Origin of the sequence: Desulfobacula sp., assembly GCF_014237455.1 — a bacterium.
Classification (GTDB): domain Bacteria; phylum Desulfobacterota; class Desulfobacteria; order Desulfobacterales; family Desulfobacteraceae; genus Desulfobacula.
In genome coordinates this window covers 31,900-46,524 of record NZ_JABZFL010000093.1, presented here as the reverse complement: position 1 = coordinate 46,524, position 14,625 = coordinate 31,900, and the positions used below count along the sequence as shown (strand labels likewise).

The 14,625-nt window shown below is 40.1% G+C and carries 13 protein-coding genes and 1 tRNA gene; 12 read left to right on the top strand and 2 right to left on the bottom strand.

The annotated features are described in order from the left end of the window. Positions 1 to 134 precede the first annotated feature (134 nt). Together HGJ91_RS13490 and HGJ91_RS13485 are read right to left on the bottom strand one after the other, a co-directional pair. On the bottom strand, positions 135 to 1,055 hold the full coding sequence (locus HGJ91_RS13490; protein ID WP_291348336.1) for an alpha/beta hydrolase: 921 nt from the start codon (positions 1,053 to 1,055) through the stop codon (positions 135 to 137). A gap of 554 nt (positions 1,056 to 1,609) precedes the next feature. After that, a tRNA-Lys gene (locus tag HGJ91_RS13485) sits at positions 1,610 to 1,685 on the bottom strand. A 165-nt stretch (positions 1,686 to 1,850) separates the two neighbouring features. On the opposite strand from HGJ91_RS13485, the gene hemL reads away from it, so the two are divergent. From hemL to HGJ91_RS13425, 12 genes are all read left to right on the top strand, one after another. Continuing rightward, the gene (gene hemL, locus HGJ91_RS13480; RefSeq protein ID WP_291348335.1) at positions 1,851 to 3,134 is read left to right on the top strand and encodes a glutamate-1-semialdehyde 2,1-aminomutase; all 1,284 of its coding nucleotides are present in this window, start codon (positions 1,851 to 1,853) and stop codon (positions 3,132 to 3,134) included. A 6-nt stretch (positions 3,135 to 3,140) separates the two neighbouring features. Next, on the top strand, positions 3,141 to 4,526 hold the full coding sequence (gene mpl / locus HGJ91_RS13475) for a UDP-N-acetylmuramate:L-alanyl-gamma-D-glutamyl-meso-diaminopimelate ligase (protein WP_291348334.1): 1,386 nt from the start codon (positions 3,141 to 3,143) through the stop codon (positions 4,524 to 4,526). Beyond that, positions 4,523 to 4,717, top strand: a complete 195-nt coding sequence (locus tag HGJ91_RS13470) for a hypothetical protein (protein WP_291348333.1) — start codon at positions 4,523 to 4,525, stop codon at positions 4,715 to 4,717. The genes mpl and HGJ91_RS13470 overlap by 4 nt, the downstream gene beginning before the upstream one ends. 2 nt (positions 4,718 to 4,719) lie before the next feature. Continuing rightward, positions 4,720 to 5,148 carry a bacteriohemerythrin gene (locus tag HGJ91_RS13465; RefSeq protein WP_291348332.1) on the top strand — a complete coding sequence of 143 codons (429 nt, stop codon included), beginning with the start codon at positions 4,720 to 4,722 and terminating at the stop codon, positions 5,146 to 5,148. Positions 5,149 to 5,164: 16 nt separating this feature from the next. Continuing rightward, positions 5,165 to 6,871, top strand: a complete 1,707-nt coding sequence (locus HGJ91_RS13460) for an AAA family ATPase (protein ID WP_291348331.1) — start codon at positions 5,165 to 5,167, stop codon at positions 6,869 to 6,871. Then, complete coding sequence (locus HGJ91_RS13455; RefSeq protein ID WP_291348330.1) at positions 6,868 to 8,229, top strand: cytochrome c biogenesis protein ResB; 1,362 nt, start codon at positions 6,868 to 6,870, stop codon at positions 8,227 to 8,229. The genes HGJ91_RS13460 and HGJ91_RS13455 overlap by 4 nt, the downstream gene beginning before the upstream one ends. Positions 8,230 to 8,234: 5 nt before the next feature. Continuing rightward, a complete protein-coding gene (ccsB, locus tag HGJ91_RS13450; protein WP_291348329.1) occupies positions 8,235 to 9,068 on the top strand; it encodes a c-type cytochrome biogenesis protein CcsB in 834 nt (277 codons plus the stop codon). A 208-nt stretch (positions 9,069 to 9,276) separates the two neighbouring features. After that, positions 9,277 to 9,948, top strand: coding sequence for a menaquinone reductase multiheme cytochrome c subunit QrcA (gene qrcA, locus HGJ91_RS13445; RefSeq protein ID WP_291348328.1), 672 nt, complete (start codon positions 9,277 to 9,279; stop codon positions 9,946 to 9,948). A gap of 46 nt (positions 9,949 to 9,994) precedes the next feature. Continuing rightward, a complete protein-coding gene (gene qrcB / locus HGJ91_RS13440; RefSeq protein ID WP_291348327.1) occupies positions 9,995 to 12,124 on the top strand; it encodes a menaquinone reductase molybdopterin-binding-like subunit QrcB in 2,130 nt (709 codons plus the stop codon). A 32-nt stretch (positions 12,125 to 12,156) separates the two neighbouring features. Continuing rightward, positions 12,157 to 13,017 (top strand): menaquinone reductase iron-sulfur cluster-binding subunit QrcC, encoded by an 861-nt coding sequence (qrcC, locus tag HGJ91_RS13435; protein WP_291348326.1) that lies wholly within the window; start codon positions 12,157 to 12,159, stop codon positions 13,015 to 13,017. Positions 13,018 to 13,050: 33 nt separating this feature from the next. Continuing rightward, entirely contained in the window at positions 13,051 to 14,307 is a 1,257-nt protein-coding gene (qrcD, locus tag HGJ91_RS13430; RefSeq protein ID WP_291348325.1) for a menaquinone reductase integral membrane subunit QrcD, read from the top strand. Between the two features lie 26 nt (positions 14,308 to 14,333). After that, positions 14,334 to 14,492, top strand: coding sequence for a hypothetical protein (locus HGJ91_RS13425; protein WP_291348324.1), 159 nt, complete (start codon positions 14,334 to 14,336; stop codon positions 14,490 to 14,492). Positions 14,493 to 14,625 lie beyond the last annotated feature (133 nt).

Below are 14,625 nucleotides of genomic sequence, written 5' to 3'. Positions count from 1 at the left end.
GACTGCATATTTTGAATTTAAGTCAGGAGATTCTTTTTGTTAACGCTATATTAAGGGAAAATGGCTTTTTCCCTAAAAATTTTTATTGCCTATTGACTATAGGGTGGCTCATATGTGTGTTATGTGATTTCGTCTTACTTTACCTCAATCAACTTTCCTGCAGTTCCAACTTTCGGAACCTCTTTCCCTATAATCCAAGCTTCAATCATTTCATTAACAGTTTCTGGAGCTTCTTGTTGGACCCAGTGAGAAACATCAGGTAAATATCTGATGGTGAAATCGGTCACCAATTTTTCGGTGCCATATGTTAGTTTCTTACCAAGCGCAGTATCTTCTTCCCCCCAGATCATCAGTGTGGGCATCTCAAGGATCAATTCCATTACCCGCCTTTTTTCAGAAATTAGTTTCATCTTAAAGAAGGCTCGATAATAGTTAATCATAGCGGTTAATGCCCCTGGTTGACTGGCATTTTTGCAATATATTTCCAGTATTTTATCAGGAAATCGGCTTTTATCAACAGCCATATTATATAATATCTTTCCAATAGGTTTTGCATCCCACAAACCGAGTAATAATTCGGGGATCATTGGAATTTGGAAGAAAAAAATATACCAGGACTTAACTATCTGAGGCCATTTCATCAGACGTTTGAGGAATAGAGATGGATGCGGAAAATTCATGACAATTAAACGATTGACCGGACGTATGGCTTGAAGCGCAAAACCCCATGCAATAGCGCCACCCCAGTCATGACCAACAAGAAGCGTTGATGTCGCTCCAGATGCATCGATCAAACTGGCGACATCCGCAAATAGATGGTCAATCGAATAATCTTTCACTTTTGTAGGACGACTTGAATTGCCATATCCTCGTAAGTTCGGTGCCCAGACTGTATAGCCGAGCTTGGCGAGAAGAGGCAGTTGATAACGCCAGGAGAATGAATGTTCTGGAAAGCCATGTAGGCAGATAGCGAACTTCTTGCCTGCACCGCACATATCGACTTCAAAATTCAGGCCGTTGGCTTTTACAAACTCTGTTCTGATTTCTGCATTCATGTTATTTCAATTCTAAGCCGTATAAGCTGTTATTGTGCAGACCTATATATCATTTAATTTGGAATGGTTTCCAACCTGCAACGATTAAAAAATTTAATTTATAAATCAGTATCAATGTTTCTAATTTATGTAAAGAGATATTCAAGTATATTTAACCAAGCACAATCAAATGAATCAAGCTTACATTACTGTATATTGGAGATAAAAATCAAGCGATATCCATTCTTATATGGTGTAGATTATGTCTATGATTTTTCTCCCTCAATGCTGGATTTAAAGGCCCGATTTATTATTGACATGATTAGGCTCCTGCCGATAAGGTCCTCAAGGAAGACCGCAGGAGGCATCAGGCGGCGGAATAAGGACGCATGGAGGAGTTGGAATGGCAGACAAAGAGTGAACCTTCAAAAGAGGGCAGACGAGGATTCTTCACACATTTTAATATTCACAAAATATCATCTATTATAAATTGAAAATGGTGGACAATAGGTGGACAAAAAGATATAAAAAACAACAAAGCTCTCAACGAAAAACGCTGAGAGCTTTGTTTTATATGGTGGGCCGTCAGGGAGTCGAACCCGGGACCTACTGATTAAGAGTCAGTTGCTCTACCAGTTGAGCTAACGGCCCATAAAATCAACGCAGTGAATCTAACAGCCGATCTTAAAAATGTCAATATATTTTTGATTTTTGAACCTTGTCAAAAAGCGGTTGACCCTTTAATTACAGGTCTGATATATTTAAATGTTTATAGGTGATAAAATAATGATTTTTTAATACTGTAAGGAATAAAATATGTCTAGATCAAAATCAGAAAATCTTTTTAGAGAAGCTCAAAATTTAATTCCCGGAGGTGTAAATTCTCCGGTAAGAGCCTGTGGTTCTGTGGGAGGACAGCCAGTATTCATAGAAAAGGGAAATAAGGCCAGGATTTATGATGTTGATGGAAACGAATATATTGATTACGTGCTTTCCTGGGGGCCTTTAATTCTGGGGCACAGACCCCCGGGTGTTATTGAAGCCTTGAAAAAGGTTCTTGAAATTGGTACCAGTTTTGGGGCACCCACTGAACTTGAAACAGATCTTGCCCGTCTTGTTATTGATATGGTGCCGTCGGTGGAAAAAATAAGAATGGTAAACTCCGGTACTGAAGCGACCATGAGTGCGGTTCGTCTTGCCCGCGGATATACCGGCAGAGACATTATTATAAAGTTTGACGGTTGTTATCATGGCCATGCAGATACGCTTCTTGTCGCAGCAGGGTCCGGAGTTGCAACCCTTGGTATTCCAGGGAGTCCTGGTGTGCCCGAGTCTGTTATTTCAAATACCTTATCCCTGAAATTCAATGATATCGAGGGATTTATAAAAATCATGAAAGAAAAGGGGGATAAGGTTGCCGGAGTTATTCTTGAACCTGTTGCCGGAAATATGGGCATGGTAACACCTGTGGACGGGTTTCTTGAAACATTGCGGGAATATACCTTAAAATTTGGAGCCGTCCTGATATTTGATGAAGTTATGACAGGATTCAGGGTGGCTAAAGGCTCTGCCCAGGGATTGTTTGGCATCACACCGGATCTGAGTTGTTTCGGCAAGGTGATTGGCGGTGGCCTGCCGGTTGGGGCTTATGGCGGCCGAAGCGACATTATGGATATAATCGCACCTGTTGGAAGTGTGTACCAGGCAGGGACCCTTTCGGGTAATCCTTTGGCAATGGCTGCGGGAATTGCCACTCTGAAAGCGCTTCAGAACGATGATGTATATGAAGCGCTTGATAATAAGACCGAGAGGCTGATGAATGGATTGCAGTCTGCCGCAGATGCTGCGGGAATCAGCTTGAAAACCGATCATGTGGGATCCATGGCCGGGTTCTTTTTTTCAGATGAAGATGTTCATGATTTTGACGATGCTAAAAAGTGTGATCTGGACCGGTTTGCAAAATTTTACAGAATCATGCTTGAAAAAGGTGTTTACATTGCCCCGTCACAATTTGAAGCCTGTTTTGTTTCTCTGGCACATTCTGATGCAGATATTGACCAGACAATTGATGCTGCAAGACAGGCAATGGCTGCTCTTTAGATAACAATGATAAAAACCATACATTTAATTGCTGCCTGCGGGACAGGGATGGGAACCCTTGCCTGCATCCTTAAGGAGATGGGATATATCGTATCCGGTTCCGACCAGAATGTTTATCCGCCCATGAGTGATTTTTTGAATGAAAAGGGAGTTCAGCTCTTTTCCGGATATGATCCTTCAAATTTAGACCACGCGCCTGATCTTGTGATTATCGGCAATGCGGTAACAAAGCTGAATGTTGAAGCCCGGGCAGTGTTGCAAAAGAGAATTCCCTATTTATCAATGCCCCAGGCCGTGAATAAATTTATTGCAAAAGACAAAAAGATTATCCTGGTTACAGGAACCCATGGGAAGACAACCACTTCTTCCATCATGGCCCATATCCTGTATGCGGCAGGCATGGACCCGTCGTTTATGATCGGTGGCATTTTAAGGGATTTTAATTCAAGTTTCAGAATAGGAAGCGGCGAGTATATGGTGATTGAAGGGGATGAATATGACACGGCCTTTTTTGATAAAGGGCCGAAGTTTATGCATTATGACCCTGATATTACCATCATGACAGGGATTGAATTTGATCATGCAGATATTTTCATTGATATTGACCATATCAAGAGAATTTTTTCAGCTTTTGTGAAGAAAATAGAAAAAGACAGTCATATCATAGCGTTTAATGATAATAACAATTTAAAAGAGATTCTTGGCTCTTGTGCTGCATCTGTTGAGACATATGGCGAACAGGCCCAATGGTCATTTTCAAACCATATGCAGCAAAATTCAAAAACTTTTTTTGATGTTCAAGGCCCGGGTAAAGCAGTTTCAATTGAAACAAATCTGATCGGCCGGCATAACCTGTTTAATTGTGTTGCCTGTATGGCTGCGGCCAATAGAATAGGTGTCAGTGATACATCTATATATACTGCTTTAAAAACTTTTTCCGGTATAAAAAGACGGCAGGAGATTCGGGGTATAAAAAATGGAATCACTGTAATGGATGACTTTGCCCATCATCCGACAGCGGTCAGGGAAACGATCAAGGCAGTAAAACCCTTCTATAAAGACGGCAGGGTGATCGCTGTGTTTGAGCCCAGAACCAACACAAGCATGAGAAATATTTTTCAGGACACATATCCTGATTCTTTTCTGGATGCAGACATGGTGTGTATCTGCGAGCCCGGCGTTAAAAAAAAAATACCCCCAGAAGATAAATTTTCCACCAGACAACTTGTGGCAGACATTGAAAGAAAGGGGATTGATGCATATTATTTTGAAAACTGTGATGCAGTTATCGGTTTCCTGGTATCAAAATTAAGACCGGGAGATCTTGTTTTAATAATGTCAAATGGAGGATTTGATAATATCCACATAAAATTACTTGAGAAAATTGGATGAAGAAAAAAATAATTCTTCGGATTATTGGAATAGGTATTTTCCATATGGTTTTGTATTTATATATTGTTCCCTTTGTGATTTATCCAAAGTTTGGTAAGAATGGATTTGAATTTACTATTGCTGTCGCCGTTATTATTTCCATAGCTGTTTTGGGAACAATATTTTTTGAAAGAAAAAATAAAAGGAGATAAAAATGAATACTATTGAGAAAATGGAATGGGATCCCAAATATAGTGTCGATATTGAAGAAATAGACACCCACCAGAAAAAAATGTTTGAGTTGTTCAACCAGTTGATTGACATTAAGAGATCGGAAATAGATACCAAAATATATATGAATAAGATTGCCGAGATAAGCGAACACAGTAAATTGTATTTCAGAACAGAAGAAAACTACTTGAAAAAAACCGGATATCCTGATTTTGAAACCCATTCAAAGACCCACCGCCAATTTGTTAAAAGTTTTATTGGCTTAAGACGGGAGATCTCGGAAGATATAGAAAATTTAACAGAAGGTGTGATAATGGAATTAAGAGGCTGGATGATAAATCACATACTTACCTTAGATGCTTTCTATGTTCCGTTTTTAAGAATCCATAAATATTTAGAAGAATCAAAATAGAAAAATTAAATAGAGCATGAGTCAATATACCGCCTTTAGTCTCGATACCTTATTTGACCAACATTTTTTTTCAAATCTGGATTATTTTTTTGCCAGATCAATGTCCCAAGCCTTTGATGAAAAAGACCCCATTGTTTTGGTGTCCTGCGCACTTGTTTCGAAATCACTGTTTGAAGGACATATCTGCCTTGATATCAAAGGAATGTCTGGAATCGTCAGGCCTGTATCCCAAACCCGTAATGATCGGGTTAAATTCCCTGATTTAGATACCTGGATAAAGGCATTACAAAATTCTTTAATGATTTCAGACACTATTCAAACCCCTCTGGTTTTGGATTCCGATTACAAGCTTTATTTTTCAAAACAATATGATTTTCAAAACCGACTGAGTGAAAATATCGCTCAACGGGTTTCGTTAAAATCTTTAAAGATGGATAAAGCAGCAATTGATGAGATGCTTGAAGCATATTTCACCAGGACTGACAACCATGTCATGCCTCAAAAAAACGCAGTGAGAAATGCATTATGCAGTCATCTTACGATTATTTCAGGCGGGCCCGGGACCGGGAAAACATATATCACGACCGTGATAAAAAAAATGTTTCTTTCATATGCAGAAAAACGCAGACTGCCCGAACCGAAAATCATTTGTGTGGCACCGACAGGAAAGGCTGCATCTAAAATGGAGCAGGGGAGTACTATCCATTCCATTTTAAAGCCGTTAAAAAATAGCCTTGGATTTTATTATAATAAAAACAACCCATTACAAACTGATGTGATCATTATTGATGAAGCTTCGATGATTGATATTTTATTATTTACCCGGCTTTTGGAAGCTGTTCCAATGGAAGCAAAAGTGATTATTTTAGGGGATAAGCAACAATTATCATCCATACAGGCAGGGTCTGTATTCAGTGATATCTGCAGCGTGAAAGGAGTATCCTTTAACCTGTTTCTTCTTGAATATAATTTCAGGTCAAAAGGAAAAACCGGAATTGAAAATCTGTCAAAAGCAATCACCGGGAACGATGCACAGTGTCTTGAGGACTTATTGACATCTGGTCGGTATCCGGATGTCGTATTTGAAAGTCTTAAGGGTAACGTTCCGGTTGCCAGCATTGTTAAGAAATATATTTTAGAGGGGTATAAATCATTTGTCACTTCAGACACGGTTGAAGCCGCATTGAATGAACTGGATGATTTTAAAATATTATGTGCGCATAATTCCGGAGAATACGGAACATTACAAGTTAATCATGTATGTGAAAATATTTTGCGGTCAAACAATAATTTTGATATACAGGGAAAACTTTTTAAAAAGATAATCATGGTGAATACCAATGATTATAAAAAAGGGTTGTTTAATGGAGATACCGGCATTGCTTTTGAAGAAAATGGAAAAGTTAACGTTTTTTTTAAGACGCTGGATAACACTGTAAAACAATATCGGGCTTCAGACCTTCCCGGGCACGATGCTGCGTTTGCAATAACGATCCACAAAAGCCAGGGATCTGAGTTTGAAACGGTTTTAATTATAATTCCTGATAAACTTTCTCCTGTCATTACCCGTCAGTTGCTGTATACGGGAGTGACACGGGCAAAAACAAAAATAATTATTGTTGGGAATATAGATATTATTAAAAAGGCCATAAATCTGTCTGTCAAAAGAAATTCGGGTTTGCCCATGTGCCTGGAAAAATTAATGAGAAAGAAAATATTTTGAAAAAAAATAAAACAATTCCCGAGTTAATCTGGCAGTTTTTTTGTTCTGTAAAGCTGGCTGTTTATACGCTTGTGCTTATCGCAGCCACATCTATTATCGGAACTATTATTCTCCAGAATGGAACCCAGCAACAATACATAAGTCTTTATGGCGAAGCTTTTTATAACCTGATCAAGGTGTTCAATATTGATGATATGTACCATGCCTGGTGGTTCTTGTTATTGATTGTCATTCTATGCATTAATATAGTTGTATGCTCAATTGAGCGTCTTTCCATTACCTGGAAAATTATTTTTCCAAAGCAACTTAAGTTTAACCCTGAAAGGTTCAGAAAACTAAAAAACCTTGAAACGTTTACTATTGATAAAACTTTTGAATCAATATCTAAGGATTATGAAACCTTTTTATCCAAAACGGTTGGAAAGGTAATAAAAAAGCAGACTGAATCAGGCATGGTCATGTATGCGGAAAAAGGAAGATGGACAAGAATCGGCGTATATGTGATCCATTCCAGTATTATTTTGCTTATCATCGGCGCATTGATCGGCGGGATTTTCGGGTTTAAGGCCAGCCTGCAGCTGGATGAGGGTGCAACATCGGATGTTGCGTTTCTTTTCAAAAAAAGAACACCGGTAAATATGGGTTTTTCAATAAAATGTAATGAGTTTGATGTGAAATTTTATGATACGGGCGCACCTGAAGAATTCAGATCAAATCTTACAATTATTGAGAATGGTAAAGAAAGCTTTACCAAGGATATCCGTGTCAATCATCCGCTCAGATACAAAGGGATCAATATTTTTCAGTCCTCTTACGGTACGGCCAGGCTGGACAGTGTTGTCCTTGATATTATCATGCTGCCTGATAAGGATGTAACAACAAAAACCATTAAAATAGGACAAGAAATTCAATTACCGGAAGATCAGGGCTTATTTAAGCTTGAAGGGTTTTTGCCGCATTTTGATTTCAGGGGTAATAACCTTGGGGAGGCGTTTGTTGGAAGGATTACCCAAAAGGATGGCAACAGTTTTCAAATTGCTCTCCCAACAAAATTTCCCGCCTTTGATAAAATGAGGAAGGGAATATTCGCCTTTGTGGTTAAAGAATTTGAACAAAAATATTATACCGGTCTTCAGGTCACCAAAGACCCCGGGGTATGGTATGTCTATTCAGGATTTATCTTAATGATCATCGGATGCTGGATCACCTTTTTTATGTCTCACCGGTCCTATTTTGTTGAAATTAAAAAAAATAAAACCAATAATTCAGAAATCAGTATTTCAGGGACAACTAACCGAAACAGCCAGGGAATGAAACTTGAGATTCAAAAAATTGTAACAAAATTAAAGGATAAATAATTTTTATGAACAGTTCTTTAGCGTTATCTTCGGCAACGTTTATTTATGCACTGGCTTCAGTTTTTTATATCGGATCGTTTGCCTTTAAAAAGCAGGTCCTTGCAAAAGCAGGGTTTATCGTTCTTGTTATAGGATTTTTAGATAATACCCTTGGCATCATTTTAAGATGGATTGAATCCTACCAGATGGGGTATGGGCACGCACCCTTTGCCAATATGTATGAGTCTCTGGTCTTTTTTTCCTGGACGGTTGCCATCCTTTATATTTTTGTTGAACTCAAATACAAAGAAAGCATTATCGGCGTGTTTGCATCGCCTTTGATATTTCTTGCCATTGCATATGCTTCACTTTCTCCTGACATCAGCAGTAAAATAAGTCCTTTAATCCCTGCACTTAAAAGCAATTGGCTCATTGCCCATGTCATCACCTGTTTTTTAGGATATTCCGGCTTTGCCCTGGCATTCGGGTTCAGTATCATATATTTTGTAAAGCCAAAAGATCCTGATGCCACATCTATATTTGCAAAACTGCCTTCAGTGGAACTCATTGATGAGTTGACTTATCAGATGGTGGTTTTCGGATTTCTTTTTCTCACCATCGGCATTATTACCGGCGCGGTCTGGGCTAATTCGGCCTGGGGCAAGTACTGGAGCTGGGACCCTAAAGAAACCTGGTCTCTTATTACATGGTTTGTTTATGCTATTTTCATGCATTTAAGAATGATGAAGGGCTGGCATGGAAAGAACCTTGCCTGGGTATCCATTATCGGTTTTATTGCTGTCATGTTTACTTATTTTGGAGTAAATTATGTGCTCAGCGGACTTCACAGTTACGCTTAACCATAATCGGCCATCATTTGTATTGTCTTAATTTGTCTTGACAAGAAAACAAGATATTAATATAGATTAACGCAAATTTTGGACGTTATTGCAAGACGGTTTAAGATTACTGTCTGCAAAGGAAATAGTTCAGGTTATAACTTAGATAGGTTTCTGCCTGGACAAAATGGTTAAAGTATCATCAACATTTTAAATTGATGGAGTTTTCATGAGCGAAATAGAAAACAAAACTGAAAATGGTTCCACGGAGAGTGCAGGGGAATGCACAACCGGAGACACAAAAGATGACAAGGGTTTAGGACTCGGTGTCATCTTTTTTATTGTGGCATTTGTTGGTTGTTTCCTGTCCGGTACGTTGCTGTTTCCCAAATTGCTCTATTCAAAAAAAGAGCAGCCTTTTAACTTTGATCACGCGCTTCATGTTGGAGAAGCAGGTGATTGTGAATCCTGTCATTCTTTCCGGGAGGACGGTAGTTTTACCGGAATACCCAAGCTTGATACATGTCTGGACTGTCATTCTGAAGAAGCTTTGGGTGAGACAGATGATGAAGCCGTATTTGTAGAAGAGTATGTATTAGAAGAAAAAGAAGTCCCCTGGTATGTCTATTCAAGACAACCGGATTGTGTCTTTTTCTCCCATGCTGCACACACCCAGACTGCTGGTATGGATTGTGTAACATGTCATGGTCATATCGGAGAATCCACTTCTTTAAAACCCTATGAAGAGAACAGGATTACAGGTTACAGCCGTGATATCTGGGGTAAAAACATCTTTGGGATTAAGAAACATTCCTGGGATCGTATGAAGATGGATGACTGCGCAGAGTGTCACAAAAAAGAAACAGGCCACAAGGGGTATTGTTTCCAGTGTCACAAATAAGAAACCTAAAACACAAGAATTCAAAAACTTTATAGAGGAATTATTTATGAAAGTTGACAGAAGAAGCTTCTTGGGATTGGGACTTGGCGCAGTTGCTGGTGTTGCAGTTTCCCCTATCGGGATGAAACTGACAGATGATTCTTCCATCTGGACCCAGAACTGGCCATGGACTCCTGTCCCCGTTGACGGAGAAGTAACCTATGAAAATTCGGTCTGCAGCCTTTGTCCTGGAAGCTGTGGGTTAAGTGTCAGGAAGATAGATGACAGACCGGTTAAAATTGAAGGGCTGGCCGAGCACCCTGTAAATGATGGAGGCGCCTGTCTCCACGGAATTGCTGGTCTCCAGTATTTATATGACCCCGCAAGGGTAAAAACACCATTGAAAAAAAATGGTGATAAATTTGAAGAAATATCCTGGGATGACGCCATTGCGCTTGTTGCCGGGAAACTGGCTGATCTCCGTAAAAAAGGATCTCCTGAAAAACTGGCCTGTATAGCAGATAAGGAACAAGGATCGGTTTCAGGATTGTTTCAACGACTGTTAAAAACATTTGGATCACCCAATTTTTATACCATGCCAAGTCTTGAATCTTATCTTGAAGTGACAGCGACAGCACTGCATGGTGAGGGAATGACCATTGGCTTTGATCTTGAGAATTCAGATTTTGTTTTAAGCTTTGGTTCAGGGATCATCGAAGGGTGGGGATCACCTGTAAACTGTTTTAAAGCAAATGCATCAAGAAAAGCCAGACACGCAAAGCTTTATCAAATTGAATCGCGCTTGTCTAATACCGCTGCCAATGCAGATAAATGGATTCCAGTAAAACCGGGTACCGAAGCGGACCTGGCTTTGGGTATGTGCGCGGTTATCTTGAAAAATAATCTGTTTGACGGCGGGGCTACAGCTAATTTCATAGGCGGGTTCAATAAACTTGCCATTATGATTCAAAAGGAGTACGCCCCTTCAAAAACTGCTGAAATTACCGGCGTGAAAGCATCAGATATTGAAAAGATTGCCACCCTGTTTGCCAAAGCAAAAATGCCGGTTGCTGTCTTTGGTAAAGGCAGAGGCGACGGTGCCCAAAGTTTAAAAGAGCTTGCGGCGGTTCATACATTGAACTGCCTGGTTGGCAATATTAATAAAAAAGGCGGTGCTTTTGTTCAACTAAAAAGCGACTATCTTGAGTTCCCGGATGAATCAATGGACACCATAGCTGATGCAGGGTTTGCAAAAAATAAAACCGGGCGTTATGTGAACCAGCTTGTTGAAAAGGTAAACGAATCTTCAAAACCTGTTGTTGAAGCCCTTTTTGTTTACAATGCAAATCCTTGTTATTCTCTGCATGATTCCAAAAGTGTTAAACAGGCAATCGGAAAAATTCCTTTTGTCGTAAGCTTTTCATCGTTTCTTGATGAAACAGCTAAAGAAGCGGATATTGTTCTGCCAAGCCATACATTTCTGGAACGGCTTGAAGATGTCCCCTCCTGCGCAGGGCTTGCAAAGAGTGTTGTAGGGCTTACAAAGCCTGTCATTGAACCTGTATTTGACACGAAGCATGCGGGAGACGCTGTTATTCTTATTGCAAAAGCATTGGAAGGAAGTATCGCCGAAAGTTTTGAATGGGAAACCTATGATGAATGCCTTGAAAGTGTGGCGGCAGGAATCTGGGACTCGTTATCAGAAGACGGCTATGCGATTATATCCGAAGGTGTTCCTTTTGGATCTGTGGCAGTTAACGTCTCTTTTCTTGCTGATAATCCCGCAACGGTTCAGGCTCGGGGTGATTACGAGCTCACACTGATCCCAATTGACAACATGAGATTGATCAACGCAGGAATTGCCGCATCTCCTTTTGCAATTAAGACTGTTTCCGATAAAGTCTTAAAGGGCAGTGATATTGTTGTAGAGATTAATCCTTTAACAGCCAAGGGCCTAAAAGATCGTGGATATGCAACTTTGACTACCCCAACGGACACAGCCAGGGTTATGATAAACCTGAATGAAGGTATGATGCCAGGCGTAATTGGAATGGTTGAAGGTCTGGGTCATACATTTGATAATAAGTATGTGTCAAACAAGGGTATAAATGTAAATGACTTAATAGGCCCGGTAATTGAATCCGGTTCAGGACTGGATGCTGCCTTTGGAATTAAAGTAAAAATTTCCAAGGCCTAAAATTCAAGGATAAATTGCTAAAGAGGTTCTTAATGAAACAAAATAATAATAAAGCACATAAATTCGGGATGGTTATTGATCTGGACAAATGCACCGGATGCGGTTCCTGCATGGTTTCGTGCATGTCTGAGAATAATGTTCCGTTTAAGGAGGATGAATCCAATAAAAAGGATAGCATCACCTGGATGCGTGTTTATAAATTAACCAATGGTAAATCCTTTCCTGATACTGAGATCGTATATATGCCAAGACCTTGTCAGCATTGTGGTGGAAAAGGGGATCATGGTCATTCACCATGTGTTTCCGTTTGTCCTGCGGTTGCGACTGATTATGGCTATGATACAGGAATTGTCAGCCAGATTTATACACGCTGTTTTGGATGCAGATATTGCATGGGGGCATGTCCTTATCATGCAAGGTATTTTAACTGGTGGGATCCCAAATGGCCTGAAGGTATGGAAAATTACCTGAGCCCTAATGTATCTCCGAGAATGAGAGGGGTAGTTGAAAAATGCAGTTTCTGTTATCACAGATACCAGGCTGCAAGAGATACAGCATACTATGAAGGGCGAGATGATATCGAAGAACATGAATATCAGACCGCCTGCACTACAGCTTGTCCTGCAGGTGCCATTGTATTCGGAGATCTTAATAATCCCGCCCATAAGGTACACCAGATTGTTAAACCTGACCCGCACCCGGATCCAAGAAACAAGCATGTTGTCGGAAAATCAAGAAATCCCAAGGTTTTCAGGCTGCTTGAAAGACTTGGAACCAATCCGAAAGTCTATTATCTTTCCGAACGGGAATGGGTAAGGAAACAAGGTGATAACTATCTGGACGGTGAATGGGATAAAATCAAGAATCATCATGGGGCCGCATCCCATGGTTAAGCAATCCAAACCCTATGTTAGGAGTGAATAAATATGGATTCTGCATTAATACCTGAAGGTGCAAAACGTTGCTCATTTCCAAAGTTTGCTATTGGAATTGCTATCGTTAGTGCCGTAGTTCTTTGGGGCGTTTTTGCCATGTTCCTTTGCTGGTTTAAAGGCCTGAACCAGACCAATATGGATGATTACTACGGGTTTGCCCTCTGGATCTGGGCTGACCTTGCAGTCATCGCTGTTGGTGGTGGAGCATTTTTTACAGGTCTGTTAAGATATATTTTTAAAATTGATGAACTGAAAAATATTATCAATTTTGCCGTGATCATCGGTTTTATCTGTTATAGTTCGGCATTATTAATTCTTGCCATTGATATTGGGCAGCCGCTGCGAGGCTGGTTTATTTTCTGGCATGCCAATGTCCATTCAATGTTGACAGAGGTAGCCTTTTGTCTGTCTGCTTATTTTGCTGTGTTAACCATTGAGTTTATACCGAATATTCTGGAAAACAGACAAGCCAACAAAGTGCCATTTTTTCACCACCTTGCCCATAACATGCATGGTGTCATGGCAGTATTTGCTGCAACCGGCGCCTTCCTGTCCTTTTTTCATCAAGGATCCCTTGGCGGTGTTGCCGGGGTTCTGTACGGTCGACCCTTTGCTGTCAGAGAAGGCTTGTTGATCTGGCCCTGGACCTTCTTTTTGTTCACATGGTCTGCAGCTGCATTTGGCCCTTGCTTTACCCTTCTGGTGACAAAGATTACTGAAACGGTTACCGGCAAAAAACTGGTCAAAGATAATGTGGTTCATCTGTTAGCTAAAATATCAGGATGGATGATTGTTACCTATATCATTGCCAAAATTATAGACACCATTTACTGGGCAATGGTAACGGCACCCAGCCTTGGATTTACCCTGAGCCATTTTTACAGTAACAACGGATTTTACGGTTACTGGATTCTAATTACCGAAATTGTACTATGCGGTGTAGTTCCGGGTGCTATTCTCATCATGAAGTCTACCCGGGAAAATCCGACTCTGCGGCTTGTCGCCATTATCCTTGGTACAATTGGTATCTGTCTGAACAGATGGGTCATGGTGCTTCAGATTATGGCGGTTCCGGTAATGAGTTTTGATACTTGGGCCCTTTACTTTCCAAGCTGGCAGGAAATTGCAACAACTATTCTTCCTGTTGCCTATGGAATTATTCTGATTTCGGTTGCGTATCGCTACCTTCCTGTATTCCCTCAGGAACAGGAACTCAATACGATAGAACCGGTATCAAAAACAGAATAAATTCTGTGACTTAAAGGAGAAAAATTATGTTTCCATTTAGTTTTGAATGGGCATGGGATATAGGACATATGGTGTTTTTTGGTGGATTCTGGTATGCCGTTTCCATCTTGGGTGCCGGTATGACATTTTGTATTTTAAAGGCAGCCTATGATACCATGAATGATAGCGGAGACTCTCATCATTAGACACTGAATATAGCAACTGGGGACAGATTTTTAAATCTGTCCCCACAATTTTGAACAAAGCGCATTCTATGGCTATATCTTAAAGGTCCTGGACTGCGCTTTTGTTTTTACAAAACAGTTTAAATCCGGCAAA